At 75.4% G+C, this 26,388-nt stretch carries 20 protein-coding genes and 3 tRNA genes; 10 read left to right on the forward strand and 13 right to left on the reverse strand.

Annotation, left to right across the window (positions count from 1 at the left end):
• Positions 1-222: 222 nt before the first annotated feature.
• Positions 223-1,674 (reverse strand): FGGY family carbohydrate kinase, encoded by a 1,452-nt coding sequence (locus ACIPM1_RS00775; RefSeq protein ID WP_356185395.1) that lies wholly within the window; start codon positions 1,672-1,674, stop codon positions 223-225.
• 147 nt (positions 1,675-1,821) lie between these two features.
• Positions 1,822-2,127 carry a YtxH domain-containing protein gene (locus ACIPM1_RS00780; RefSeq protein ID WP_402427069.1) on the reverse strand — a complete coding sequence of 102 codons (306 nt, stop codon included), beginning with the start codon at positions 2,125-2,127 and terminating at the stop codon, positions 1,822-1,824.
• 146 nt (positions 2,128-2,273) lie between these two features.
• On the opposite strand from ACIPM1_RS00780, the gene ACIPM1_RS00785 reads away from it, so the two are divergent.
• The 3 genes from ACIPM1_RS00785 to ACIPM1_RS00795 all read left to right on the forward strand — a co-directional run bounded on the left by ACIPM1_RS00785 (position 2,274) and on the right by ACIPM1_RS00795 (position 2,687).
• Positions 2,274-2,346 (forward strand) — tRNA-Asn (locus tag ACIPM1_RS00785).
• Between the two features lie 5 nt (positions 2,347-2,351).
• Positions 2,352-2,424, forward strand: a tRNA-Asn gene (locus ACIPM1_RS00790).
• A 189-nt stretch (positions 2,425-2,613) separates the two neighbouring features.
• Positions 2,614-2,687 (forward strand) — tRNA-Ile (locus ACIPM1_RS00795).
• 132 nt (positions 2,688-2,819) lie between these two features.
• On the opposite strand, the gene ACIPM1_RS00800 is transcribed toward ACIPM1_RS00795, so the two are convergent.
• Positions 2,820-3,494, reverse strand: a complete 675-nt coding sequence (locus ACIPM1_RS00800) for an ANTAR domain-containing protein (RefSeq protein ID WP_402427072.1) — start codon at positions 3,492-3,494, stop codon at positions 2,820-2,822.
• Between the two features lie 558 nt (positions 3,495-4,052).
• Between ACIPM1_RS00800 and ACIPM1_RS00805 the strand changes: the two genes are divergently transcribed.
• Positions 4,053-5,003, forward strand: a complete 951-nt coding sequence (locus tag ACIPM1_RS00805) for an anti-sigma factor RsbA family regulatory protein (protein ID WP_402427074.1) — start codon at positions 4,053-4,055, stop codon at positions 5,001-5,003.
• Positions 5,004-5,019: 16 nt separating this feature from the next.
• On the opposite strand, the gene ACIPM1_RS00810 is transcribed toward ACIPM1_RS00805, so the two are convergent.
• The 6 genes from ACIPM1_RS00810 to ACIPM1_RS00835 form a co-directional block, all read right to left on the reverse strand.
• Positions 5,020-6,057, reverse strand: a complete 1,038-nt coding sequence (locus ACIPM1_RS00810; RefSeq protein ID WP_356185403.1) for a rod shape-determining protein — start codon at positions 6,055-6,057, stop codon at positions 5,020-5,022.
• Positions 6,058-6,233: 176 nt separating this feature from the next.
• On the reverse strand, positions 6,234-9,986 hold the full coding sequence (locus ACIPM1_RS00815; RefSeq protein WP_402427077.1) for an SAV_2336 N-terminal domain-related protein: 3,753 nt from the start codon (positions 9,984-9,986) through the stop codon (positions 6,234-6,236).
• Positions 9,976-10,992, reverse strand: coding sequence for a MoxR family ATPase (locus ACIPM1_RS00820; protein ID WP_356185407.1), 1,017 nt, complete (start codon positions 10,990-10,992; stop codon positions 9,976-9,978). The genes ACIPM1_RS00815 and ACIPM1_RS00820 overlap by 11 nt, the downstream gene beginning before the upstream one ends.
• A 25-nt stretch (positions 10,993-11,017) precedes the next feature.
• Entirely contained in the window at positions 11,018-12,754 is a 1,737-nt protein-coding gene (locus ACIPM1_RS00825; RefSeq protein WP_402427080.1) for a trypsin-like peptidase domain-containing protein, read from the reverse strand.
• A complete protein-coding gene (locus ACIPM1_RS00830) occupies positions 12,751-13,104 on the reverse strand; it encodes a CU044_2847 family protein (protein WP_356185413.1) in 354 nt (117 codons plus the stop codon). The genes ACIPM1_RS00825 and ACIPM1_RS00830 overlap by 4 nt, the downstream gene beginning before the upstream one ends.
• A gap of 195 nt (positions 13,105-13,299) precedes the next feature.
• Entirely contained in the window at positions 13,300-14,793 is a 1,494-nt protein-coding gene (locus ACIPM1_RS00835) for an acyl-CoA synthetase (protein WP_402427083.1), read from the reverse strand.
• A 326-nt stretch (positions 14,794-15,119) separates the two neighbouring features.
• Here ACIPM1_RS00835 and ACIPM1_RS00840 point away from each other — a divergent pair, with 326 nt between their 5' ends.
• Complete coding sequence (locus ACIPM1_RS00840) at positions 15,120-16,022, forward strand: RimK family alpha-L-glutamate ligase (protein WP_402427086.1); 903 nt, start codon at positions 15,120-15,122, stop codon at positions 16,020-16,022.
• Here the strand turns inward: ACIPM1_RS00840 and ACIPM1_RS00845 are convergent.
• Positions 15,982-16,581: a hypothetical protein gene (locus tag ACIPM1_RS00845; protein ID WP_402427089.1), complete on the reverse strand. Its 600-nt coding sequence runs from the start codon at positions 16,579-16,581 to the stop codon at positions 15,982-15,984. The two genes, ACIPM1_RS00840 and ACIPM1_RS00845, sit on opposite strands and share 41 nt — an antisense overlap.
• 149 nt (positions 16,582-16,730) lie before the next feature.
• Here ACIPM1_RS00845 and ACIPM1_RS00850 point away from each other — a divergent pair, with 149 nt between their 5' ends.
• Both ACIPM1_RS00850 and ACIPM1_RS00855 read left to right on the forward strand, forming a co-directional pair.
• Positions 16,731-17,504 carry an IclR family transcriptional regulator gene (locus tag ACIPM1_RS00850; RefSeq protein WP_356185424.1) on the forward strand — a complete coding sequence of 258 codons (774 nt, stop codon included), beginning with the start codon at positions 16,731-16,733 and terminating at the stop codon, positions 17,502-17,504.
• Positions 17,501-18,343 carry an SMP-30/gluconolactonase/LRE family protein gene (locus tag ACIPM1_RS00855; RefSeq protein ID WP_402427092.1) on the forward strand — a complete coding sequence of 281 codons (843 nt, stop codon included), beginning with the start codon at positions 17,501-17,503 and terminating at the stop codon, positions 18,341-18,343. Before ACIPM1_RS00850 ends, ACIPM1_RS00855 begins: the two co-directional genes overlap by 4 nt.
• Here the strand turns inward: ACIPM1_RS00855 and ACIPM1_RS00860 are convergent.
• Both ACIPM1_RS00860 and ACIPM1_RS00865 read right to left on the reverse strand, forming a co-directional pair.
• On the reverse strand, positions 18,333-19,649 hold the full coding sequence (locus ACIPM1_RS00860; protein ID WP_402428129.1) for an MAB_1171c family putative transporter: 1,317 nt from the start codon (positions 19,647-19,649) through the stop codon (positions 18,333-18,335). The genes ACIPM1_RS00855 and ACIPM1_RS00860 overlap by 11 nt on opposite strands.
• 5 nt (positions 19,650-19,654) lie before the next feature.
• Positions 19,655-20,404, reverse strand: coding sequence for a toxin-antitoxin system, toxin component family protein (locus ACIPM1_RS00865; RefSeq protein ID WP_402427095.1), 750 nt, complete (start codon positions 20,402-20,404; stop codon positions 19,655-19,657).
• Positions 20,405-20,636: 232 nt separating this feature from the next.
• Between ACIPM1_RS00865 and ACIPM1_RS00870 the strand changes: the two genes are divergently transcribed.
• Entirely contained in the window at positions 20,637-20,924 is a 288-nt protein-coding gene (locus tag ACIPM1_RS00870; RefSeq protein WP_402427098.1) for a hypothetical protein, read from the forward strand.
• A gap of 21 nt (positions 20,925-20,945) precedes the next feature.
• On the opposite strand, the gene ACIPM1_RS00875 is transcribed toward ACIPM1_RS00870, so the two are convergent.
• Positions 20,946-23,912: a beta-galactosidase gene (locus ACIPM1_RS00875; RefSeq protein ID WP_402427100.1), complete on the reverse strand. Its 2,967-nt coding sequence runs from the start codon at positions 23,910-23,912 to the stop codon at positions 20,946-20,948.
• A gap of 301 nt (positions 23,913-24,213) precedes the next feature.
• Between ACIPM1_RS00875 and ACIPM1_RS00880 the strand changes: the two genes are divergently transcribed.
• Both ACIPM1_RS00880 and ACIPM1_RS00885 read left to right on the forward strand, forming a co-directional pair.
• Positions 24,214-24,864, forward strand: coding sequence for a DUF4360 domain-containing protein (locus ACIPM1_RS00880; protein ID WP_402427103.1), 651 nt, complete (start codon positions 24,214-24,216; stop codon positions 24,862-24,864).
• Positions 24,865-25,002: 138 nt separating this feature from the next.
• Positions 25,003-26,361, forward strand: a complete 1,359-nt coding sequence (locus ACIPM1_RS00885) for a hypothetical protein (RefSeq protein WP_402427106.1) — start codon at positions 25,003-25,005, stop codon at positions 26,359-26,361.
• The last annotated feature ends 27 nt before the right edge of the window (positions 26,362-26,388 follow it).

Here is a 26,388-nt window from a genome sequence, read left to right on the forward strand (position 1 = left end):
CTTGGCCCCTATCGTCGGACACTCCACCCGTGTTACCTCAACCGATTAACCCGACAGCGTGCCGAGGACCGACGGCCCGTCAGCCATCGGTCCCGGGTCTCCGGTTTCCGCTTTGCCCCTGAACGGGTGACCGTAGCGGAGGGAAACGTCCCCGTAAGGGTGACCGCCCGCCCGGTCCGGGCCCCGGCGCTCAGCCCGAGGCTCGGCCCTTCGCCCCCGGGTTCACGACCGGAGCGCGCCCGGGTGGGTCTGCTCGCGCACCGACACGTACTGCTGGCGCACCGCCTGGCCCACCGCCAGGTCCTCGCCGGGCTCCAGCACCTGGGCGACCGCGCCCTGCCAGGCCGGCGGGGTGCGCGGGTCGAGGGCGCCCTGCGAGACGCCGAGCGCCCAGGCGGCCTGCCGGGCGGCGCCGATCGCGGCGTAGTCCGCGGGCTGCGGCACCACGACCTGCGTCCCGAACAGCGGGGGCGCCGCCGCCTGCACGGCGGACAGCTCGGCGGCCGGCCCGAGCAGGAAGATCCGGCGCACCTCCACGCCCCGGCCGCGCAGCACGTCGAGCGCGTCCGCGAGCCCGCACAACATGCCCTCGAAGGCGGCCCGCGCCAGGTGCTCCGGCTTCATCGACTCCCGTCTCAGGCCCGCCAGCGTGCCGGCCGTGTGCGGCAGGTTCGGCGTGCGCTCGCCCTCCAGATAGGGGAGCAGGACGAGCCCGTGGGACCCCGGCGTGGACTTCATCGCAAGGTCGGACAGGCTCTCCAGGTCGGGCAGGCCGAGCAGTTCGGCGGTGCCGCGCAGGGTCCGTACGGCGTTGAGCGTGGTGACGACCGGCAGGTGCATACCGGTGGCGTCGGCGAGCGAGGTGATCATTCCGCTCTGGTCGACGAGCGCCTCGGGATGCACGGCCATCACCGACCCGGAGGCGCCGAGCGACACCACCGCGTCGCCGAGTCCCAGCCCGAGCCCGAAGGCGGCGGCCATCGTCTCCCCGGTCCCGGCCGAGATCAGCAGGCCCTCCGGCGTCGTGCCGGCCGCCTCGGCGGGCCCGATCACCTCGGGCAGCGAGACCTGCTGACCGAGCGCCAGCTCGACCAGGTCGGCCCGGTAGGCGCCGGTCGCCGCGGACCAGTAGCCGGTCCCGGACGCGCCACCGCGGTCCGTGGTCCGGCGGGCCGGCCGCCCGAGCAGCTGCCACACCAGCCAGTCGTGCGCCTGCAGCAGGCCGGCGACGCGCCGGGCGGCGTCCGGCTCGTTCCTGGCGAGCCAGCGCAGCTTGGTCACCGGCTGCGCGGCCTGCGGCACCGACCCCACCGCCTGCGCCCACGCCTCGCGCCCGCCGAGCGCGTCGATCAGGTCGGCGGCCGCCACCTGGGCCCGCCGGTCGCCGCCGACCAGCGCGGGCCGCACGGTGTTGCCCTGCGCGTCCAGCGGGATCAGCGCGTTCTGCTGCGCGGACACGCCGATGGCCTGCACGCCCTCCAGCAGGCCGCCGCCGGCCGCCTCGCCGAGCGACAGCAGCCACGCCTGCGGATCGACGTCGGCGGGCCGTCCGCCCTCGGGGTTCTCCACCGGATGCGGTGCATAGCCCTGCCTGAGCACGGCCCCCGAGTCCGTGTCGCAGACCACGATGCGAGTGAAATCGGGCGAACTGTCCAACCCGGCGACTATCCCCATGGCGAAAATTCTGCCGCACCGCGAGGGGTGGCCGTGCCGGGGCGGTGCCGCCGGGAGCGCCGGGGCGCGGGGTGCACCTGTGACGTACGTCTCGACGGGCCGCCCCCGTGTGCCGGGAGCGGCCCGTCGGTCGAGGCGTCGTGGGCGCTACGTGTCGCTGGTGCCCCAGTCGTCGGGGCGGTTGCCGTTGGTGTGGCGCCCGCGCAGGGAGTGCACGCGCTGGGTCACCGACTCGGGCATGTGCTCGCCGACCTTCTCGCTCACCGCGTGGTACGCCTTGCCCGCGAACTGGCGGCCCTGCTGTGCCGCCGACTCCGCGGTGTTGCGCACCGCCGGGTTCTGCGCGACCTGGCGGGCGGACTTCTTCAGCTGCTCGTAGCGCTCACGTCCGGCCTTCGTGCCCAGGACGTAACCCAGAGCGAGCCCGGCGATGAACGTGAGCCGGTAACGCATGGCGGCCACCCTTCCCTTGCGTCGTGGTCCAAGCCCGGGGATACCGATTGGCGGAGCACCCCCCTGCTTGCGCTAATGTATGTGTCGCAGCGAGCGCGCGCCCTCTGGCGAATACCCAGGTGGGTGCGTTCGATGCAACGAGGCATTCCTCCGTAGCTCAATTGGCAGAGCAGCCGGCTGTTAACCGGCAGGTTACTGGTTCGAGTCCAGTCGGGGGAGCTCGGTCCTCCGTAGCTCAATTGGCAGAGCAGCCGGCTGTTAACCGGCAGGTTACTGGTTCGAGTCCAGTCGGGGGAGCATGTCGAACGAGGGCCCTTCGGGGTCCTTTTTCATGTCGTCCTCATGCCCGCGGGAACCGCCGGACCCACGGTGAAGTCCTCGAGGTCGTGAGGGGCCGCAGGAAGCCGACCATGGCGAAGCAGGAGATCGTATGAGCGGCTATGCTGCGGCAGACGGCGCGCACACATGTACGCGACGCGCCGTTACGGGGCGGTAGCTCAGCCGGTTAGAGCAGCGGACTCATAATCCGTCGGCCGTGGGTTCGAGTCCCACCCGCCCCACCGCACGCTACGCGTGCAGAAGCGTTTCTAGCTGCGGCGACGCAGAATCGGGGGGACGCCGCTCCGCAGGGCGTCCCCCATTCACCCGATGTGATTACCCCGCGTACGGCGGACGGGTGAACCGCCCGCGTCTCAGGGCCGGCAGGACTCGATCGCCCCGCGCAGCGCCGTGCGGATCTCCTCCGGCGGCGGGGGAGCGTCCGGCTGGGTCCCGGCGGTGATGATCGCGGCCACCGCGCGCAGCTTGGTGTTGGACCGCTGGGAGACCTCCCGCAGGATGTCCCAGGCCTGGCGGGACGTGCAGCCGTGGGCGGCCATCAGGATGCCCCGCGCCTGGTCGATCACCGGGCGGGTGGTGAGCGCCTCGCGCAACTGGTCGAGTTCCTGGCGCAACAGCAGGAGCTGCTCCGTCCGCTCCGCGGCCACCACCGAGGAGACCGGGGGCGTGGACCGCGGCCGGGCCGGGCGTTGCGCGGGGTTCAGCGGGTCGGTGGTGTCCAGGCCCGCCAGTTCGAGGATCCGGCGGGGCTGGCCGGTCCAGCCGGTGGCCGTCACCGGGATCGCGTGCCGGCGGCCGTACGCGTCGAGGGTGTCCAGGAACTGCAGCCCCGCGGTGTCCATGTAGGTCACTCGGGCCAGGTCCAGGTCGATCCGGGGCGAACCCGGCGACACCCCGGCCAGGGCTCTGCTCAGCATGCCCGCGCAGCCGTGGACCAGCTCCCCGCGCGGGGTGAGCACGGCCCGGCCGTCCGCCTCTCTGCGGACGTCGATGACCAGAGTGTCGACCAGGATGTGCGTCCGCCGCATGAGCGGTGGTGATGCCGTTGAGGCCATGTCCCCGCCTTGTCGTCTCCCCGAACGTCCTCCTCGCGCGTCCTCGTGACGCCGCGTCCCCCGCCGCCGCCGGGCGGTGGCGCATCTGTGCGCCTGCCCCTTTCCGGGGGGACTAATCACCATGAGGAGGACGCCATTCCGCACCGCGGACCGCGTCCCCGGCCCGCGACGGCAGGCACGAGGAGGCGGTCGCGCCGCTGACGCGCGCGGCGCGTGGGCGCGACGGCGGGAGAGGTCGCGTGGTGGCGGGAGAGGACGTGTGGTGGCGGGAGAGGACGTGCGAGGGCGGGGATGAGGACGCGCGAGGTCGGGGATGAGGCCGCGCGAGGGCGGGCGATCCTCACCACACCGGACCCGCGGGCCCCGCGGGTCCCCGCCGACGCACGCATACTGGGTCCCACCTCCAGGTGTCCAGGAACAGCTAGGGAGACGCATGGACATCCCGGACCCCGCTCGCCGTCCGCCGCCCCCGCCGCGCCGGACCCCGCGGACGTTCTGCCCGGATCCGCCGGAGACCGGGGTGGCGGCGCCATGACCGGCGCCCCGACCGCCACCGACCGCGCCGGCGCCTTCGTCCATCCCGCGCTGTTCTACCGCAGCGAGGGGGAGTACCTCGCCGGGACGGTGCCCTTCGTGCGGGCCGGGCTGGAGTCCGGCGAGCCGGTGGCGGTGGCCGTGCCCGGCGAGCGGCTGCGGCTGATCGAGGCGGAGCTGGGCGCGGACGCGGCCGAGGTGCGGCTGCTGGACATGCGGGAGGCCGGGCGCAACCCCGGCCGGATCCTCCCCGGCGTGCTGCACGCCTTCGCCGACGCCCATCGGCCCGGACGCCGGGTGCGCATCATCGGCGAGCCGGTCTGGGCCGGGCGCACGCCCGACGAGTACCCGGCCTGCGCCCAGCACGAGGCGCTGATCAACCTGGCCTTCCGGGGCCGCGAGGCGACCATCCTGTGCCCGTACGACGCCGTGCGCCTCGACGAGCGGGCCCTCGCCGACGCCCACGCCACCCACCCCGTCGTGATCCCGGCCGGCACCGACGAGTGGCGGGAGAGTGCCGCCTACGCCCCCGAACAGGTCGTCGCGCATCGCAACGAGCCGCTGCCGCCCGCGCCGGACGCGCCCGTCCTCGGCTTCGCCGCACCGACGCTGCCGCTGGCCCGGCACGTCGCCACCGCCGAGGGCGCGCGGCACGGTCTCGCGGGCACCCGGCTGGCGGACCTGGCCCTGGTCGTCGCCGAGCTGACCACCAACAGCGTGGTGCACGGCGGGGGTTCGGGGGAGCTGCGGGTGTGGGCGGAGGGCGGACGGGTGCTGTGCGAGGTGCGGGACCGCGGCCGCCTGACCGACCCGCTGGCCGGCCGCCGGCCCGCCTCCCGCGACCAGCGCGGCGGTCGCGGCCTGCTGCTGGTCAACCTCGTCGCCGACCTGGTCCGCGTCCACACCGGCGAGACGGGCACCACCATCCGCTGCTGGTTCGACGGCTGACCGAAACCGGGCGGCCTCAGGCGCTCAGGGGGTCCAGGACCAGGGGCTCGATCCTGCCCTCCAGCATCTCGCCCAGCCCCTGTACGGCGCACACGTCGGGGCGTTCGGCGATGTGCACCGGCACCCCGGTCGCCTCGCGCAGCATCTGGTCGAGGCCCGGGAGCAGGGCGGAGCCGCCGACCATCATGATCCCGCGGTCGGCGAGGTCGGCCACCAGGTCCGGCGGGCACTCCCGCAGCACCCTGCCGATGCCGTCGAGCACGGCCGTCAGCGGGGTCTGGATGGCGTCCCGCACGGCGGCGGTGTCCACCCGTACGGAGCGGGCGAGCCCCGTGGCGACGTCCCGCCCGTGGATCTCCGTGGACTGCGGGCCGTGCGGGGTGAGGCCGTTGCCGGACAGCGCCAGTTGCAGGGGCCGTACCGACTGGCTGGGCAGCATCAGCGCGTGCTCGTGGCGCAGGTGCTGCACGATCGCGTGGTCGACGGCCTCGCCGCCCACGGGGATGCGCTGGGCGGTGACGATCGAGCCGAGGGAGAGGACGGCCACCTGGGTGGCCGCGGCCCCGCACACCATGATCATGGTGGCCTCGGGCTGTTCCACGGGCAGCCCGCAGCCGACGGCGGCGGCGATCAGGGTGTCGACGAGCTCCACGCGCCGGGCGCCGAGCCCGACGAGCGTCTCGATCGTGGCCCGCTGGGCGAGCGGATCGGCGTCGTGCGGGGTGCAGGCCGCCGCCCGCAGCCGGGGCCGGCGGCGCAGCGACCGGCGCAGGCGGTCGCCGAGCAGCTGCCGCAACATGCGCTGCGCCATCTCGATGTCGACGACGGTGCCGCCGGAGACCGGGCGCATCACGCGGATGTAGTCGGGGGTGCGGCCCGTCATCTTCTCCGCGAACTCGCCCACGGCGATCAGCGCGCCGTTGCGGGTGTTCATCGCGGCGACCGAGGGCTGGTCCACGACCAGCCCCGCGCCCTTGACGTACACGCGGGTCCGGGCCGCTCCGAGATCGACGGCGAAGTGGCAGCGGCGCAACTGCTCCAGATTGGCGGTCATGGCGGATCCTCCCGAGAGCACGGACCGTGAGGGCCGCCGGCGGTCGGGGCCTCCCTGGCATCGTGCGGGGGAGCGGGGCCCTGGCGCCTTCTGGAGGGGGCCGGGCGGGGGCCGCCGAACGGGGGTGTTCGGCCGTTCCGGTGACGGTGGCCGTGGTGCTGCCGGGACGGCCGGGGTCACGGCGAGCGGCCCGTGTCCGGCCGCCGCGGCCGCAGCAGGGCCTGCCGCTCCGAGGTCAGCCGGACCGCGCACGTCACGGTGAGCCCCGGCACCGGCCAGTGGCGCACCCCGTGCTGCGCGGCGCGCTGGGCGGCGCTCGCGTGCCGGACGGGATAGCGGCGGGTGATGCGGGACGCCTCGTCGACGAAGCGGCGCAGCAGCCGGGCGCCGACGCCGGAGGGCCGGCCGTGGACCACGGCCACCGGATCGTCGACGTGCCAGGACAGTTCGACCGTCGCCCGGAAGGCGCCCTTGCCCGCACTCGGCAGGGACACCTCGTGGGTGGCCCGGTGGGTGGTGAGGTCCACCTCGTAGTACGTCGTGACCCGCTGCGCGCGGTCGCCGCGCGGCCGCGCCGGGTCCAGCAGCGCCGGCGGGCCGCTGGGCGGGGCCATCACGAGGGCCGTGCCACCGGGGACGCGGTGATGGAGCCGGGCGGGGTCGCCGGTGCCGAAGGGGCCGCGCACCAGGTCGCCGCCCTCCGGTCCGGCCGCCCCGCGTACCGGGAGGCACCAGGCGAGCGGCGGATCCTGGGGGGTGCCCCCGTACAGCGGCCGGAAGGACGGGAAGCCGGGCGCGGCGGAGCTGCGGGCGTACTCCTCGTACAGCGCCGGGCACACGACGACCACCGCGTCCTCGGTGACCCGCCGCACCGCCGACCGCGCCGAGCGGGACAGGACGGACAGGTCGGGATCGCCGGTCCAGGGGGCCCGCCAGAACGACACCCGCAGCCGCGGGACTCCGGCGGTCGGGCCGCCCGCGCCGGGGAGCAGGCGCAGTACGGCGACCAGCAGGGGCAGGACGGAGACGCCGGGCTCGGCGACGACCACACAGCCGTTGCGGCGGCCGAGGACCGCGCACCGGCCGGGGTCGAGATCGCCCCGGGCCACCAGCCCGGTGACGGTGCGGACGAGGGCGTCGCGCAGCAGCGGCCGGCCGGGCAGGGCGTCGGACTCGAACGCGATCACGGGGCGGACGCGGTCCCCGCCCGGCGGGCCGGTCTCCGCCGGTTCGAGGTCCTCGGGGCCGGCGGTGAGCGAGCGGTGCAGGGCGCGCAGCCGGGCGCGGGTGGACTGTGCGAAGGGGCCCGGGACCCCGTCGAGGGGGTCGCCGCGGAAGAGGCCGAGGGCCTCCTGGGTCAGGGCGCGCCGGGCCCGCAGGTCCTGCCACGGCGTACGGCGGCGGCGGGCGAGGAGTTCCTCGCAGTGCGCGACGTCGAGGTAGCCGCCGGCGGTGTGCAGGGCGTAGCCGTCGGGGAGCGCGGCGAGGGTGCCGGGGCCGAGGTGCCGCACCAGCTCCTCGGCGAGGCGGGCGACGCGTTCGCGGGTCGCGGGCCCGGTGGGCGCGGGCGGGTCGGACCAGATGCCGTGGGCCAGTTCGTGCCAGGTCACCCGCCGTCCGTGCCGCAGCAGCAGCACGCACAGCAGCGCCCAGGCCTCGGCGGACTCGGGGCGCGGACCGGCCGGGAGCCGTCCGCCGGAGAAGACGGCGGGCCGCCCGAGCAGGGTGAAGCGCAGCCGGTCGGCGTGCTGGGCCGAGTCCAGCAGGGCCGCCGCGGAGCGGGCGGTCAGCCGGCGGCCGTCGAGCTGGGCCAGCAGCGCGAACTCCCGGGGCGCCCGCACGGTGGGGAGCAGCCGGCGCAGCAGCCGGTCCAGGACACGGAAGTCCCGCGCCGGGCTCATGCCCTCGGACTCCTCGCCCAGCGCGAACCGGCTGAGCACCACGGTGCCGTCCGGCCGCAGCAGCAGCCCGTCCGCCCCCGCCTGACCGCGTACCAGACCGCGCGCGTGCAGCGCCTGGAGTCCCGCGACGGTCTGGCACGCCAGCCGGGCGAAGACCCGGAAGCAGACCCCGGGCCCGCTGCCGGCCTCCAGCTCCGTCAGCGTCACCCCGTCCACGAACTCCGCGACGAGATAAGGGGTTTCACCCTCGACGCCGTACGCCGTCACCGGCACCACGTGCGGGCTGTGGACCGCGGCCAGCTCCCGGGCCTGGCGCAGGAACCGCTCCGCGGACGCCTGCTCCGGGTACAGGTGCACCACCACCGGGCGGCCGGTCCGCTCGTCCACCGCCTCCCACACCCGCTCGCCGGCGCCCCGCCGGTCGACCAGCCGGTACCGCCCCCCGATCAGCTCGCGGGAGTCGTCCGCGTCCGTACCGCCGAGCCGCCGTACGCTTCGCCGCCGCACGGCGGCGATCGGGTCCCCGGCCGCGTCCTGCCCGCCGCCCGGCGCCAGCACCCGCAGTTCACCGGCCCGCACCCCCGCGCGCGCGTCGATCACCGCGCCCACCCGGGCCAGCAGTTCCGTCGTACGGGAGCGGTCCGTGCGCGGCAGGGTGCGCAGCAGGACCTCGCGCACGCCGGGGCGGAAGGCGTACGACCCCGGCGGGCCGTCCGCGGTGGTCAGGACCCCGCTGAGGATCACCTCGGCCAGGTGCTGCGGGTGCGGGGCGTCCTCGATGGCCGCCTGGACCAGCCGCATGACCGGCAACTCCGGCCTGCCCACGGCCAGATGGCCGGCGAGCCGGAAGGCCTGCGGCGAGGCGATGGAGCGGAAGCGCAGCACCAGCTCCTCCGGGGACAGCCGGGCCACGTCGCCGCGGCCCTCCTCGTCGACCGGGGCGGGCGGCGGCGCGCCGCCCAACAGCCCCACCGCACCCGGCAGCGCGGCCCGAGAGGCGGACCCCACCAGCTCCGCCCAGTGCGCCAGCCAGGGCGCCGACGCCTCCAGGACGGGCAGCGGCAGGACCCCGTCGGGCAGCTCCCCGGACCCGTAGGCGTCCACGGCGCAGGCCGAGTTGGGGGCCGCGCGCCCGGGTGCCGACAGCAGGGCCGGCACGGTCGGCAGGGCGGTCGTCCGCCACAGGCGCTCCGGCAGCGGCTGGACCACCGCGACCGGCATCGCGGCCGCCCAGCGGCGCAGGGTGCGGTACCAGCGGCTCCCCTCCGGGCCCTCCCGCCACTGCGCGCCCATGCAGTCGCTGACCACGAGGGCGGCGCTGCGCCCCGCGGTGTGCAGCGGCGGCGCGTTGCCGTGCCGGACGGTGCCGTCGGCCGCCAGCCGGTGCAGTTCCACCGTGCGGAACACCCCGGACTGGCCGAGAGCGGTGTGCAGTTCGCGGATCAGCGGGCGCCACACGGGCATCGTCGGCCCGGCGTCGTACACGAGGTGCAGGGTGAGCCAGCGTTCGGTGGCGGGGCGCAGCACGGGCAGCCAGCAGCGGGGGTGGGCGCCGAGCCGGGCGATGCGGTGGGCGGTCGCCTCCTCGTCGACCTCCCGGCCGTGGGGGGCGGGCACCAGGCGCTTGAGCGGACGCAGGGCGCGCTGGAGCGCCAGCGGGTGGGACAGCATCGGGGGAGCGGGGGCGAGCAGCGCCCGGTGGGCGCCGGGCCGGTCCAGGGCGCCGGGCAGGCTGAGCGGTACGCGCCGGCCGGGCTGCCGGTGCGGACGGTCGGCGGGCGGCCGCGGGGGGCCGTCCGGCGGGAGCGCAGGCCCCGGTCCGTCCTCGGGAGGGGGCGGGAACGGTCCGCGCTCCGCGGGCCGTTCGGCCTCCGCCGTCGGCTCGGGCGTCCCGGGGCCCCGCAGATGTCCCGCCAGCCACAGGACCTCCGCCAGTTCCACCGATGTCGGCCGGTGGCCGCCGCTCGTCTCGGCGAGCAGGTCGGCCAGCCGGGCCACACCCCCCGGCGCCCCCTCCTCAGAAGGCATCCGCGTCGTCCCGGGTACGGCTCAGATACGGCATGACCCGCTCCGCCAGCTCGTCCAGCGAGCCCGCTTCGGCACCGGCGGCGCCGGTCAGGTAGATCGCGTTGAGCAACTGGTCCGTGGCCAGCTCGCCCTCCGTCCCGCGGGCCAGGAAGCGGTCGATGAGCTCACGGGCGTACGGGCCGGGCTCGCCCAGGTGGGCGCGGACGATGCTCTCCAGGTGGGCGTCGCGCGGCTGGTGCAGCTCCAGCCGGACGCAGCGGCGCAGGAAGGCCGGCGGGAACTCGCGTTCGCCGTTGCTGGTGAGCACCACGAACGGGAACGCCCGGCAGCGGACGCGGCCCCTGGAGACCGTCACCCGGTCGTCGGTGCCGTCGACCATCACCTCCGCGGCCGGGGTGTGGCGGGCGGCGCGGACCAGCTCCGGGATCTCGTACTGGCCCTCCTCCAGCACGTTCAGCAGGTCGTTGGGCAGGTCGAGGTCGCTCTTGTCGATCTCGTCGATGAGCAGGGCGCGCGGGCGGCCGTAGGGCAGCAGCGCGGTGCCCAGCGGGCCGAGGCGCAGATGGTCCTGGAGGTCGCCGTCCGGGGGCAGTTCGCGGGCGGCCGCGCGGCCGGCGGCGTACAGGCGGGAGAGCGGGTCGTACTGGTAGAGGCCGTCGCGCAGGGTGGTGCGGCTGGTGACGTTCCAGCGCAGCACCGGGCCGAGCCGCAGCTCCCGGGCCACCGCGTAGGCCAGGCTCGACTTGCCGCTGCCCGGCGGGCCGGTGACCAGCAGCGGACGGCGCAGGTAGAGCGCGGCGTTGACGAGCTGCACCGTCTCGTCGCCGGGGCGGTAGGAGCGGGCCCGGTGGCGGCGGTCGGGCGAGGCGGCCGCACGGTCGGCGTCCTCGGTGGGCGTGGGCAGGACCGGACCGCCGTCGAAGTCCCGCCAGGGCGGCGGCGCGGGAAGCCGGCCGATGCCGTCGTGGGGCGCGCTCGCGCCGGTGTACACGGGCCACAAGGACATGCGTTCTCCCTAGGGTCGCCGTGGCTCAGCCGACGGGCGAGTGCTGGTAGGCGACGGGGTCGGGCAGGCAGCGGGGGTCCTCCCACAGCAGTGCCAGGTCGTGCGCCCAGTGCGGTTCGGGGCCGTCGGAGGCGTACGCGGCCTCCCGCAGCTCGTGGACGTACGAGGGCAGTTCGCTCGGCGGCAGGTCCGCCAGGTGCTCGGCCAGGCGGTCGAGGAACTCCGCGCCCCGGCAGTCCTCGTGCGCCGGGCCGCCGCGGCAGCCGGAGCGGGGCCACAGCAGCACCGGCACGGCGGCGTTCAGGCTCGCGGTGAACAGCCGCCGGGTGCCGTCGGCGCGCGGCGGGGTGCCGAACCCGACGATGTCGGCGTCGTGCCGGCGCAGCCCCACGGTCAGCTTCACCGGGTCCTGGCCGAGCGCGCCGCAGCCGACCCGGTGCAGCCGGGCCGACCGCCGGTCGTCGAGCTGCCGCCACTTGCGCACCAGCTTGTGCTGGAGCCCGCCGCTGCGCCGCCGCTCCAGGTCCAGCACGACGACCGGCGCGAAGGAGCCGAGCGGGCTGTCGTCGTCGGCGCTGCGCTGCCAGTGCGCCACGTCCGTGTTGAGCCAGCGGCGCGGCAGTACGAAGGCGATCAGCTCCCGTGCGTCCGGGTCCAGTTCACGGTAGGCCTCGTCGATGCGCTCCAGCGCGTAGCCGCGCACGCCCCGCATCGGCAGGGTGCGCGAGCCCACCACGCGGCGGTGCCGGTCGGTGTAGGCGGACACCTCGACCAGGAAGCGGTCGTCGCCCAGACCGCTGGGCGCGATCTCGACGAGGATGGGGGACCACCCGGGCCGTGCGGCGGGCCGCGCCGCCGGGGCCGGGGCGCGGTCGGTGTGCGGCCAGGCGCGCAGCGCGTACCGGGTCGGCGCGTCCTCGGCGAAGTCGGCCAGGCGCAGGGCGAACCGGGTCACCGCGGCCGGGTCGGGCACCTCGGACAGCATGTACCAGGCCGCGTCCCACAGCGAGCGGAAGCCGTGCGCGGGCAGCTCCGGGCCGAGCGCGCCGACGGCCTCGCGGTAGAGCCGCTCCGGGGGGCAGGCCGGGGCGTCCTGCCGGGACACCGCGTCGATGAGCGCGCGCAGCCGCTCCTTGTCCGCACGGCCGAAATGCGGCGTCGGGATCAGCTCGCCCAGCCGCGGCCAGTAGCGGGCCATGACCTGCGCGGGCAGCATCCGGCCGTTGCGGACGTCGGGGCCGCGCGCGGCGGCGGACACCATGCCGACGACCTGGCCGGTGTCGGCGAGCGTCACCGCCGCGCCGCTGAAGCCGGGCGCCAGCGGCTGGCCGTGCGCGGCCCACGCCTCCAGCTGCACCCACTCCCCGGCGATCAACTGGGTGGCGGTGGCGCGGTATTCGGCGAGGGTGCCCTCGTCGTAGCGCTTGGGGAAGCCGTACGCGACCAGCCGGCGCGGGGGGTCGCCGTACGCGTCGCAGGGCGCGGCGAACTCGGCCGGCTTCATGGGCACGGGGCGGTCGAGTTCCAGTACGGCGAGGTCGCCGGGGTCGGTGGCGCGCCCGGCCCAGCCGCCGTGCCCCACCACCCGGGCCGTCCGCTTTTCGGCGCCGGCCGAGCCGTGGGCGAAGGTCACGCTGACCGCGTCCGTGTCCTCGTGCGCCACCACATGGGCGCAGGTCAGCACATGGCAGTCGGTGACGAGGAATCCGGCGCCCGTCTCCCGTCCGCAGCCGATCCTGGCGTGCCAGGCAGCGCTCGTCATGAGCCGGGCGGGGTCTCCGGGGAGCCGTCGGACCGCCCGGGGGACCAGGAGAGCTTGACCACGAGCTGCCCCTCGACCGCGCTCTTCGCGATCAGGGCGCCCGCCTCCGCCGTGAGTTTCACGCCGAACTCGATGTCGACCGAGTCCGGTTTGAGCGAGCCGTCCCGGAAGACGCGCAGCGCGGACTCGGCGGCCGCCCGCACCCCGTCCAGCGCGCCCTCGAAGGTGCGGGTCGCCTGGAGCGCGCCGTCGTCGCCTCGGGCCACCAGGCGGGAGCCGTACTCGTCTTCCGGGGTCTCGACCCGGACCACCGTGCCGTCGGCGGTCCTGAAGTCGACCAAGCCTTCCATCGTGCCCCCGTCGTGCTGTCTGTGAGCGTCTCCACCGTTACGGACGGTGCGGGTGTCGTCCGGGAGCAGATGATCCCGCAGATACGCCGCCCGCAAAAACGCGCCACGGCGTCGACCCGCCGGTTTCGGCCAACTCGCCCGCCTCACCGGCTCGTGGGCGGCGCGGGGACGCGGGCCCGCCGGGCGGGGAGCCGCTCAGCCCTGGGTCAGCGCCCGCTTCATGATCTTCCCCATGTCGTTGCGGGGCAGGGAGTCGAGCAGGCGCACCACCCGCGGCCGCTTGTGCGGGGCGAGCCGGCCCGCCACGTGGTCCGCCAACTCCCGTGCGGCGGGCGGGGCCTGAGGGTCGGCCGGGACGATCCAGGCGACGATCCGCTCACCGAGGTCGGCGTCGGGCTCCCCGGTGACGGCGGCCTCGCGGACCCCGGGGTGCTCGAGCAGCGCGTTCTCGATCTCGCCCGCGCCGATCTTGTACCCGCCGCTCTTGATGAGGTCCGTGGCCCTGCGGCCGACGATGCGGACGTAGCCGTCCGGATCGCGCACCGCCATGTCCCCGGTGCGGAACCAGCCGTCGGCGGTGAAGGCGGCGGCCGTCGCGTCCGGCCGGTTGAGGTACTCGGTGAACAGGTTCGGACCGCGCACCTGGATCTCGCCGACGCTCTCCCCGTCGTACGACGCGAGAGGCGTGCCGTCGTCCTCGACGAGCCGCAGCTCCACCCCCGGCAGCGGCACCCCGACGGTGCCCGCCCGGGGCTCCCCGTCCGCCCGGACGCTGGGCCGGGGGTCCGGGGGTGTCCACCGGGATGAGCACAGCATGAGGGTCTCGGTCATGCCGTACCGCTCGACGACCCGCCGTCCGGTCGCGGCGGCGATCCGCTCGTGGTCGTGCACGGGCAGCGCGGCGGACCCGGAGACCAGCAGCCGCGCCCCGGCGAGCGCCCGGGCGAGTTCCGGGTCGCCGGGCAGCGCCTCCGCGATGCGGTGGTACATGGTCGGCACGCCGAAGAGCATGGTCGCCCCGTCGCCCAGCTCCCGCGCCACGCCCTCCGTGGTGAACCGGCCCAGGTGCCGCACGGCCCCGCCGCGGCGCAGCGGTCCGAGGACGCCGAGCACCAGCCCGTGCACGTGGAACAGCGGCAGCGCGTGCACCAGCACGTCCGCGCCGGTCCACTGCCAGGCGTCGGCGAGGGCGTCCAGGGTGACGGCGACGGCCCGGCGGGAGAGGACGGCGCCCTTGGGCGGGCCGGTGGTGCCGGAGGTGTAGACGACGAGGGCGGGGTCGCCGTCGGCCGCACGGTCCTCCGGGACGGACCCGCCGCCGTGGCCCAGGGCGCCGTCGATGTCGACGTCGAGGCGCGCCAGGCCGGCGAGGGCGGCGGGCAGGTCGTCACCGGCCGCCGCCAGCACCGCCGTGGGCGCGCTGTCGGACACGATGTGCCCGAGTTCCTTCTCCCCGGATCTCGGGTTGAGCGGTACGGCGGGCACCCCGGCGAGCAGCGCGCCCACGACCGCGACCGCGGTCTCCGGCGCCGGGGTCGCCCACACGGCGACCCGGCCGGCTTCCCGGATCCGGGCGGCCGTGGCCCCCGCGGCGGACGCGAGGTCCCGGTACGTCAGCGTCCGGTCGCCGAACCGCAGGGCGACCCGTTCGCCCGGACCGTCCGTCAGGGCCGGAAAGAGGGAGGACACGCGAGGACTCCTCACACGCTCGAGGACGGCACCACCAGGCACCACCAGGCACCACCAGGCACCGTCAGGACCACACCGCGGCGCACCGCGAGTCGGGCGCCCACCCCCGTTCCTACACCAGACCCCGCCCCCTCGACCGCCCGGCACCCTCGCCCGGCGCCCACCGCCCACCGCCCGCTGCCCCCGCCCCGCCGGTTGTTAGCCTGCGAGGCGGTCAGCACCGCACCGGACCGCACGGGACGGACCGCACGGACCGGCCGCACCGGACCGCACCCGGCCGCACCCGGCCGCACCGCACCGCCGTACGAAAAGAGGGGGAGCCCGTCGTGCCCCGCATCGCGCTCGTGACCTGCCGGCCCGGACCCGAGGTCAGCGCCGACCCCGACCTGCCCACCCTGGTGGAGGCGTTCGCGGCGGCCGGGGCGCAGGCGGCGGCCGTGGAGTGGGACGACCCGGAGGCCGACTGGGCCGGATTCGACCTCGCCCTCATCCGGTCGACCTGGGACTACAGCTGGCGGGCCGCCGAGTTCCTGGCCTGGGCCGAGCGGTGCGGCACGCTCACCCGGCTCGCCAATCCGCCGGAGGTCGTGCGGTGGAACACCGACAAGCGCTACCTGGGGCAGCTCGCCGCGGCCGGGGTGCCCACCGTCCCCACCCGGTACCTGGCCCCCGGAGAGGCGGCCGGCCTCCCGGACGGCCACGAGTACGTCGTCAAGCCCACCTCCGGGGCCGGCGCCCGGTTCGCCGCCCGCTACACGCCCGCCGAGCGGGACACCGCCGTACGGCACCTCGCGCGGATGCACGCCGAGGGGTTCACCGCGATGGTGCAGCCCTACCTCCGGGGCATCGACGTCACCGGCGAGCGGGCGCTGCAGTTCTTCGGCGGCCGGCTGCTGCACGCCAGCCGCAAGGGCGCCGTCCTCGCCCCCGGCACGCCCTACGACCACAAGAAGGTGGCCCACCCCGAGCTCCGGCCCTGGACTCCGACCCCGGCCGAACTCGCCACCGCCGAACGCGCGCTGGCCGCCGTGCCCGGCGCGCCCGACCTGCTCTACGCCCGCGTCGACCTGGTGGACGGGGAGGACGGCGAGCCCCGGGTGATGGAGCTGGAGCTGGTCGAGCCGAACCTGTTCCTGTTCCTGCACCCGGACTCGCGGCCGCGGGTGGTGCGGGCGACGCTGGCGGCCGCTACCCGCCGACCCGGGTCCGCTGCATCAGCCCCCAGGTAAACTCCGCCACCACCTCGTGGGGCGCGCCCTCCGCGTCCGGGGCGGTGAACGCCAGCCCCCAGCGCGTGGGGGCGGTGCCCTCCAGGGGGCGGGCGGGGGCGAAGGCGCGGGCCGCCTCGTCGACCGTACAGGACCAGGGGGCGAGGTCCTCCACCGTGCGCAGGCGGGGTGCCGGGGCGTCCGGGGCGCGCACCAGCCACTCGTTCCAGACCCGGCCGTCCGGCCCGGACAGCACCTCGAAGCGCAGGTCCGGCCAGAGCGGTACGGGCCAGCGCCGGGCCTCGCAGTCCAGGTCGCCGATCCGGCGGGCCGCCACCGACTCGGGGCTCCCGAGGACCGAGCGGTACCGGGCGGCGGCGGACCTCGACCGCGGTGAACGGACCATGGCCTGCCACCGCTTGTTGGCCTCGCGCATCTCGGTGAGGGACACGCCGAGCCGGTGGCGGGCGTCCTCGACCAGGTCCGGATTGTGGTCGGCCATGCGGCGCAGCAGCACGAGCTGAAAACCGAGCGGGCCGAAGGAGCCGGCGGGGCCGGCGGGGCGCGTTCCGGAGGACATGCCCCCATCGTCGCCCACGCCGCCCCCGCCCGGGTCCGGGCCCTCCGGCCCATTGCCCGGGTCCCCCACGGTGACTAGCCTGTGTTCGTCATGCCGATCGCCTGTTGATATTTCGAACATAGGCCTAGACGCAAGGGAGGGGGCCGGTCGTGGGACGTCTCGTACCTGCTGTGACCCGGGCTCTCGACATCCTCGAGCTCTTCCTCGACGGGGACGGCACGCTCTCCGCCCCCGACATCGTGCGCAGGCTCCAGCTCCCGCGCACCACCGTGCACGAGCTGGTCACGACGCTCGCCGCCCGCCAGTACATCGTCCCGCTGGCCGGGCAGCCGGGACGCTACCGCCTCGGCGTGCGCCCGTATCAGCTCGGCAGCCGCTACGCCGAGCAGCTCGACCTCGCCGCCGAGGGCCAGCAGGTCGCCCGCTCCGTCGCCGAGACGTGCGACGAGACGGTGCACGTGGCGATCCTGGAGGACACCGACGTCATCTACATCGCCAAGGTGGACTCCACGCACGCGGTGCGCATGGTGTCGGCGGCCGGCCGCAGGCTGCCCGCGCACTGCACCTCGGTCGGCAAGATGCTGCTCGCCTCCCTTCCCGAGCAGGAGCTGGCCGCCCGCGTCCCCGACGACGCCGACCTGGCCGCCATGACCCCCAACAGCATCACCGACCCGGCCGCCCTGCGCGAGGCCCTGGGCGAGATCCGGCGGCGGGGCATCGCCGTGGAGAGCCGCGAATCCAACCCGGACGTCAGCTGCGTGGCCGCCCCGGTGCGCGACCGCACCGGCCAGGTGGTGGCCGCCCTGTCCATCTCCGTGCCCATGATCCGCTGGAGCGAGGAGCGCCGCGCGGAGCTGGAGCAGCTCGCCGCGAAGGGGGCCGCCGAGCTGTCGGAGCGCCTCGGCCACCGGGGCGCCGCGTGACCTGGGAGGCGGCGGTGCGCGCCGAGGCCCTGCTCGGCGAGGGGCCGACCTGGGACCCGGCGGCCGGGCGGCTGATCTGGGTGGACATCCTCGGCTCCCGGGTGCACACCTACGACCCCGGGTCGGGCCGGCGCTCGGTGCGCACGACCGGGCAGCACGTGGGCGCGGCCAAGCCGCGCGCCGCGGGCGGGCTGGTGCTGAACCTGCGGGACGGCGTGGGCCTGCTGGACCCCGACGGCTCCTTCCGCTGGCTGCACCGCGACCCGGTCCCGGGCCGCCGCGGCAACGACGCCGCCGTCGCGCCCGACGGCTCCCTGTGGGCGGGCACCATGCGCTACGACGAGGCCCCGGGCGGCGGCACGCTGTCCCGCCTCACCGGTGACGGCTCCGCCGAGGTGGTGCTCGACGACGTCACGGTGAGCAACGGCACCGGCTGGAGCCCCGACGGGCGGCTGATGTACTACGTCGACTCGCCGACCCGCCGGATCGACGTCTTCGACCACGACGGTGAACGGGTCGCGGGACGGCGGCGGTTCGCGGTGGTGGAGGAGGGCGCCGGGTTCCCGGACGGCCTCACCGTCGACGCCGACGGCTGTGTCTGGGTGGCCCTGTGGGACGGCGGCGCGGTCCGCCGCTACGCGCCCGACGGCACGCTGGACCGCGTGGTCGAACTGCCCGTCCCCCGTCCGACCGCCTGCGCCTTCGGCGGCACCGGCCTGACCGACCTCTACGTCACCACGGCCCGCACGGGCCTGTCCGCGCCCCCCGCCCTGGCGGGCTCGCTCCTGGTCCTCCCGGGCGCGGGCGAGGGCCTGCCCCAGCCCCCGTTCAGGGGCTGACGGCCCGGTCGTCCCCCCGCTCGTGTGCCGACCGCGCGGGGCCGCCCGTTCCCGGTTCCCCGGCCGCCGCGCCGGGGGCGGCGGGTTGGGCCGGTGCCGGGGCTGGGGCGGCGGCGCGGGCGCGGACGCGCGCCAGGCGGTCGGGGTCGCCGAGGGCGCGGGAGACCGGGCCGATCTCCCGGAGCAGGTCGGTCGGGTCGGGGCCCGCGGCGCCGTCGCCCTCCGGGCCCCGGGCGCGGGCGTCGGCGGCGTCCAGGATCGCGACCGCGGCGGCGGCCGCGCGTGCCGCGTCGGGCGCGTACCCGAGGGCGAGTGCGGCGTCGTACGCCCGGCGGCGCAGATCCTCGTCGATACGGCGGGCGAGCGGCAGCAGCACGTCCCGGATGAACGTCTCGCGCCGGGTCAGCCGCAGCTCCGGGCTGGCCCACAGCCCCACCGGCACCCCGCCGCCGCCCACGGTCCGGGTCAGCGCGTACAGGTGCCGCAGTTCGTGGTGGGCGAGCCGGACGCGCCAGCGTTGCTGCAGGAACTGCCCGGCGTGCGGCAGGATGAAGCCGACCGCGATCAGGATGGCCGACAGGCAGGCGACCGGCGGCGCGAGGGCGGTGCTGAGCCAGTCCAGGTCGTGTCCGGTCCAGCGGGTCACGACGGCGGTGAGCTTGGAGGCGTCGAAGATCAGGTTCAGTCCGTAGCCGACACCGAGGGACTTCAGCCCCCACCGCAGCCAGGCGTCGAGCCCGTCCGTGCGCACCCAGTTCCAGATCAGCCGCCCGGTGATGAGGACCGCCACCGCGTGCGCGACGAGGTAGAGCAGGATCTCCTCGCGCATGAACGGCGTGTCGGCGTAGTAGGTGTCCAGGTCCCGCAGCCGTTCCACGGGGGTGTCGGCGAGGGCGAACAGCACCCACAGCGCGACGATCACGCCCGCGTAGGCCGAGACGACCCAGCGCCGGGCGCGGCGGGTCGCGGCCGAGCGGTCCGACAGGCCGTTGCGCCAGGCGATGATCAGCAGCAGACACGAGCCGCAGAACGCGGTGAGCAGCGAATACACCCAGGGCGCGGCGATGTTGGGCACCCCGGTGACCCGGTTGGTCCAGGCGATCGTCGGCGGCGCCACGAACACGAACACCGCGCAGGCGAGCAGCAGCAGCCCGCCGACCGCCCGCAGCAGCGGGTCCTTCCACAGCCGGATGATGGTGGGCAGCTTGATCGCCAGGGCCGCGGTCAGCACCGCCGTGGGGATCCAGAAGGAGATGGAGAACCGTCCGGCCAGCGCGGCCGGGTCGAGTCCGGCCAGCGCGGACACGGGCGTCACCGGGGGCCACCTCCCCGCACGCCGCCGGTCTCGCGCACGGCGTCGCCGCCGCGCCCGCCGCCGGTGCCGAGCCGGGCGTCGAAGATCCCCCGTCCGCCGGCCGGGCGGCCGCGGTACCCGAGGGTGCGCTGGAGGGGGTCGAGGGTCCGGCCGGCGTCCGGCGCGGTGAGGTAGGGACGGAAGGCGGTCGCCAGGCGGTGGCCGAAGTCGTCGGCCTCGGCCTCGTCCCGCTCGCGCGAGCCGTCGCGGGCGGCCACGGGCGTGCCGCCCTGCTCCAGCGCGGCCGAGAGTCTCGGCCAGAGCCCGGGGCCGCGCCCGCCGCGCTCTGCGGCCAGTGCCCGGGCGGCCGCGGCGCGCGTGGGGTGGAGATGCCGGTGCCCGGCGTGCAGATGCCACAACTCATGGCCCAGGATCACCAGTTGCTGCACGGATTCGGCCCGCTCCTCGACGATGACCAGGTCGAACTCCTGGAACTCCACCCACAGCCCGGTGACGTCGAAGTCGTCCGGGATGCGCTCGAAGCGCAGCTCCACGGGACGGCCGCCCCGGCGGGCGGTCATCTCCTCGCACAGGGCGTGGCACAACTCGCGTGCTCCGGACGGAGGGTGGGGGCGGGATGCCAGCGCGGTGACGAGGTGGGCCGTCAGGGCCCGCATGCCCGAGGTCTCCCGGGCGCGGAGGGACCGCCGTCGCCGCAGCGCCCCGGCGAGCCGGGCCGCCGTACCGCGCGCGCCCGCGAACGCCATCACCGTCACCCCTTCCGCTGCCCGTGCCGAGGCAGGTCGTCCGAGCCTACGCGGCCGGAAGTGTTCGCGTCATGCGATCCGGCGACCGTTGTTCAACCCGGAACGACCGTTGTGCTCGACTCCGCCCGTCCGCTGTCTGTGCACCGAAGTTCACATGTTGCACACTTGCGACCGAAGGTGAGCGCCGTCACACCTGTACGGCCGCCGCCCCGTCCCGTGGGGGGATCCCGTCATGAACCATCCCGGCAGACGCGCGGGCGGACACCGGATCGGCACCGCCGTGCGGTGGGCGGGGCGCCTGCTGTGCTGGACGCTGGCCGTCGCCATGGCGGCCGCGGCGGTCGACGCCGTCTTCGCTCCGGCGGCCGGCTGGTGGCGGGCCGGGTGGCCGCTGCCCTGGTGCCTGGTCCCGGTGTGGGCGCTGCTGTGGGCGGTACTGCGGGCCCGGGAGAAGCGGGTGCGCGGAGACGGCCGGTGCACCGGTGAGGGCGTACCGGCCGACTTCGGCCGCGCCGCCTGACGCGGCCGCGTCCCGCCCGCCTCAGCGTCCGGGCGAGGCCACCGGTGTCACGGGCACCCCGCCCGCCGCGGCGCCGAGCAGCGTCAGCCGCACCCGGCCCGGTCCCGACAGCGTGGTGGACTCGGACAGGACCGCCAGGGCCAGCGTGTTGGCGCCCCGGGTGCGCAGGATTCCGTTCGGCAGTACGAAGGTGTGCTGCGGGCCCACGTCGTTGACGTACTGGCCCATGTTCCAGCCGTTCAGGAAGATCTGCGCGCGGTAGGCGCGGGACGGTTCGTCCTCCAGGACCAGCCCGACGGAGGCGTCGACCCCCGGCGGCACGGCCAGCGGGAAGGTGGTCCGGTACCAGGTCACGCCCTGGCGCCGCTCGGCCCGCGGGAGGTCCACCGGCTCCCAGTCGCGGTCCGGGAAGCCCGGCAGGTGCCAGCCCTCCCGCTCCCCGAACAGCCCGCCGTTGTTCATCGGCCCGCGCACCGGGTCGGGCGCGGCCTCGCCCTGGATGCGCCACCGCACCGCCGGGGACGCGCCGGTGAAGGAGGCCGCGGTCAGGCCGCGCGCCGCCTTGTGCGTGTCCTGGGCCCCGCCGTCCTGGTCGTGCTGCATCCGCCGGACCAGGACCGACAGCACGTGCCGGCCGGGCGTGCGCCGTTCCGGCCGGACCGGGAGGACCGCCGTGCCGGCCCAACTGCCCTTGCGCATCGTCCCGCTGTCCGGCACGGGCATCCGGTGCGTGCCGAGCGGCTCCCCGTCCAGCCAGGCCATCAGCAGGCCCTGGGTACCCGTGCTGTAGGCGAGTTCGACCGCCTCGACGCCGGTGGAGTCGGTGAAGGTGCCCCGGTACCAGACGTCCCCGTAGTGGAAGCCGTAGTCGTCGGCGAAGAGCACCGGCCGGCCCTTCGGGACCTCAGTGGTGCTGTACGAGGCCGACTTGTCGGCGAGCCGCCACGCCGAGTCGTCGAAGTCGGGTTCGGACTCCGGGTTCTCGGTGCGCGCCCGCCAGCCGCCCAGCGCGGGCAGCTCCACCTTCGGCACCCCGGGCAGCGGCGCGGCGGTGCACAGGCTCGCGGAGCCGCTGACCGAGGTCCGCAGCGCGCCGCCGTTCCACACCACCCGCTCGACGCCGCGCGGCCCCCACACCTCCAGGCCGGCGGCCTCGACGGTGTCGCCGGTGAGGTGCACCGCGGAGTCGCGCAGCGCGGCGGTGCGCAGCAGTTCGGGGCCGTACACCAGCAGGGAGCCCGACGGGGTGTCGCGCGGCCACAGGCGCACGGAGGCCGCCTCGTCGGCGAAGAGCAGCAGCAGCGGCCGGTTCTGTTCGTCGCCCTGTACCAGCATCCGCAGCAGCCGGCCGCCGCCGAGGGGAGCGGTCACCCGCATCAGACCCCGGTCGTAGACGTAGGCGACGTCCGGGTCCAGCCGGGTGGCCAGCGGCTCCTCGGCGGCCTCCAGGGCCAGGCTCACCATCTCCCCGCTCCGCCCGGTGAACACGGCGATGTCCTGCCGTCCGGCGGACATCAGCAGCATCGGCTGCGCGGTGGAGTAGCGCAGCCTGCGCTGCCCCAGCGGCAGCCCGGCCACCATCAGCCGGGCGTCCCGGGCGGGCACGGTGACCGGCAGGTCGGTGCCGCCCACGGGCAGCGTCGAGGTGACGTCCTTGTCGTGGTCGTTGCGCAGGACGTGGACGTGGGCGCCGGTGTCCGGGTTGGTCAGGTGGTACGTGGTGAGTCCGGCCGCCTTCACCTCGGGCGCCCGGTCCAGCTTGGCGAAGTCGGGGACGCGCTGCAGCATGTGCCCGATCTGGTGCAGCGGCACCAGCTTGTCGGTGGGCTGCCGCCCCTCGTCGAGGGCCGCCCCGTAGTCGTACGACGTGTAGACGACCGGCGCGGGCAGCCAGCCCCAGGAGGTGCCGCCGAAGGCCATGTAGACGTTGTGCAGGGTGATGCCGTTGGCGAGGTCGGTCAGGTGGCAGCGGCGCTCGTAGGCCGCGTCCCGGGTGCGCCGTGCCTCGGCGTACCCCTTGCCCTGGAAGAGGACGCCGCCCCACGGGTCGAACCAGCCGCCGCCGGACTCGGGCATGAAGCCGGGCGTGTGCGGACTGGCGGTCGCCCCGCCGGTCCTGCCGCCGGTTCCGAAGTGCCCCCAGTCGGGCGGGGTCCGGGAGGGCGAGGGGGATCCGTCGAAGCCGTACAGCCAACGCCCCTTCTCCCCGCCGGTGTCGAAGGAGCCGGGGACCCAGTGGCCGTTGCGACCCTTGTCGTTGTGGAAGAGCGGCACGTCGATGCCGTCGCGGCGCACCTTCCGGTACAGGTGCGCCATGTAGGCGCGGCCGGTCGGCTCGTCGACGTGGGAGTCGTACTCGTTCTCGATCTGGTAGAGCAGCACCGTGCCGGTGCCCCGGGTGTACAGGTGCCGGGACACGATGGCGTCGACGTGGGTCAGCCAGGTGTCGACGTGCCGCAGATAGTCCGGGTCGGCGGTCCGGGCGGTGCCCGGCGCGACCGTCAGCCAGCCGGGGAAGCCGCCCCCGTCGACCTCGGCGCCGATGTAGGGGCCGGGGCGCACGACGACGTAGAGGCCGGTCTCCGCGGCCGTGCGCAGGAACAGGTCCAGGTCGCGCACGCCGGTGAAGTCGTACCGGTCCGGCGCGGGGGAGTGGTAGTTCCACGCCACGTGGATGCTGACGGCGTTGTGGCCGTGCGCCCGCATCTTCTGGAGCACGTCCCGCCACAGGGACGGGCTCGGCAGCCGGAAGGGGTGCATCTCGCCGGACCACAGCACCAGCCGCCTGCCGTCCACCAGCAGGGAGTAGTGGTCGAAGCCGACGGTGTGCCGCCGCCCGTCCGCGTGCGGCTCGGGGGGCGGGGGGCCCGTGGGGACGGAGCGCGCGGCGTAGGCCGCGGGTGCCCCCGGGCCGCCGCTGCCGCCCAGGGCCAGTCCGAGCGCGGCGGTGCCGGCGAGGGCGCTGAAAGAACGTCTGCTGAGCGCCAAAGGTGTGCCTCCCGGGCGGCGATCTTACGGGGCGCGGGCCCGGCCATTCTCCACGGGTCCGGGACCCGCCACGGGCACACGGGGTCGCCGCGCGGCCGGACGGCCGCGGGGCACGGGGGTGTGAATGGCCGGACAGCGACCTACGCGCCCCCTGACCGGATGCGTACGATGCGACCGCTCCCCGCCTTCACCGCGCATCCATGGTTTCTCCATGGGCGGGGGCACGCCCGTGCCTGCGCTTGGCATGGACACGCTAGTTCACGTCCCAGCACCCCCCACGGACCGAACGGATGGGAGAACCATGGCTGGTGGACTGCTCTTGAGCGGCGCGGTAGCCGCGCTCCTGACCTCCGCGCTGCCCGCGCAGCCCTCGTCCCCGGTGGTCACCGACCCGCCGCCGGACAAGATCGTCATCGACGTCGCCACCGTGAACGGCTCCGGCTGTCCGCAGGGCACGGCCGCCGTCGCCGTGTCCCCGGACAACACCGCCTTCACGGTCACCTACAGCGAGTACCTCGCCCAGGCCGGGGGCAACTCCGACCCCACCGCGTTCCGCAAGAACTGCCAGCTCAACCTGGTCGTGCACGTCCCGCAGGGCTTCACCTACGCCATCGCCAGCGCCGACTACCGCGGCTTCGCCTCGCTCCAGTCCGGCGCGAGCGCCACCCAGAAGGCCTCGTACTACTTCCAGGGGTCCCCGAACACCGCGGTCGAGACCCACCCGTTCAGCGGCCCGTACAACGACGACTGGCAGGCCACCGACAGCACCGACTGGGCCCAACTGGTGTGGGCACCCTGCGGAGTGCTGCGCAACTTCAACATCAACACCGAGCTGAGAGTCAACGCGGGCACCAGCGCGCCCGGCAAGGTCAGCTTCATGACCATGGACTCCACGGACGGCGACATCAGCACGGTCTACCACCTGGCGTGGAAGGAGTGCCCGAAGGCCTGACCCGGCGGCCGGAAGGGGCGGCCCGCGGCCGGACCGCCCCCTCCGGCAGGCAACCCTGCCGCGTCCCCGGGCATCTCCCTTCATATGGGCGGCCGGTGGAGAACGAGGACGTGGTGGTACACGGCGGTGGTGTGCGCCGTGGCACTGGTGGCGGCCGGGGCGGGGCTTCTCGCCGCACTGCGGCCCGATTCCGGCCGGTCCGCCGCACCGGCCGGGGAAGCCGCCGGAGTCCTGAGCATCCGGTCCGCGCCGAACACCTACTACGTGCCGCGGGACACCCGCTCCGGCCCGGAGACCCTGCCGATCCAGTACCAGGTCGACCTGGGTGCCACGGCGGCCTCACCCGGCACGGCCCGAGGAGCGGTCCGGGGCATCCGGGTCACCTTCGGTCTGGCCGCCCTCCTCGGGAGGACGGAGATCTGGGGCGTCAACAAGGGCTACGGCTGCGTCCGTTCGGGCGCCCGCGTCACCTGCTCGCTGCGTGACATCGACTTCGGGGAGGGTGCGCTCCTCGTTCCCTTCAACGTGAAGCCCGTACCCGCGGCGGAACGCGGTCCGGCCGGAGACGTCACGATCACCGTGCGCAGCGCCAACGCTCCCACCGTCCACCACACCACCCGCGTGATCGTGGGATCGCCGTTCCTGACCGCGCGGCAGAACTCCGGGACGGTGACCGGGGTGCGACCCGGCGGCGAGGTGCGGCTCACCCCGGCCTTCGGCAACAAGGGGGACACCGACGTCGACGGCGGCGTCAGCGTCCTGGTGTCGGTTTCGGACGCCACGCTGCTGCCCCGGTACGGCAACTGCCGCTACGACAAGCCGAAGGGCGCGACCGAGGCCCAGTGCGACTTCCCCGGGCCGCTGCGGGCGGGGACGGCGTACGAGGCCACCGGGCCGTTCACCGCCGTGGCCGGCCGGACGGCGCGCAACGGCAGCGTCGGCTACGGCGTGTGGCGCACCGGCGACCTCGACCACCGGTCACGGCTGCCCGCGTCGGCTCCCCGCGGCAGCGGTGCCCCGTTGCGGCTGCGCCCCGTCGACGGGACCCGGTTCACCGGCGTCCGGCTGGACGCCGCCCAAGTGGGCACCGCCTCACTGGACTTCGAGACCACCCAGCTCAACGACCTCGAACCCGTCGGCTTCGCCATCAAGGGCAGGATGGGCCAGGTGGTCGACACCCAGGTGCCGTACCCGAGGAGCTACGGGCGCGCCGGGGTCGGCAACCCGACGATGTGGGTGACCCTCCCGGAGGGCGTCAGCCTGGTCCCCGTGGACCCGGAGAGTCACTCCGGCGACTTCCTCTACTGCGTGCCCGGCCCGAAGAAGGGCGGCCCCGTCGCCTGCCCCGGGCCGGAGGTCGGCGGCACCTTCCTGCGGGTGCGCATCGACAGGCGCGTCGAGGGAGCGCGCGGCAGCATCTCGGTCGCGTCCGATCCGGCCGTCGACCCGGACCAGGAGAACAACACGGCCCCGGTGACGGTGGAGTACGCGGGCTGATCGACCGGACGAACCTCCGTGCGGACG

Source organism: Streptomyces sp. NPDC086766 (assembly GCF_044746005.1).
In the GTDB taxonomy this organism is placed as follows: Bacteria; Actinomycetota; Actinomycetes; order Streptomycetales; family Streptomycetaceae; genus Streptomyces.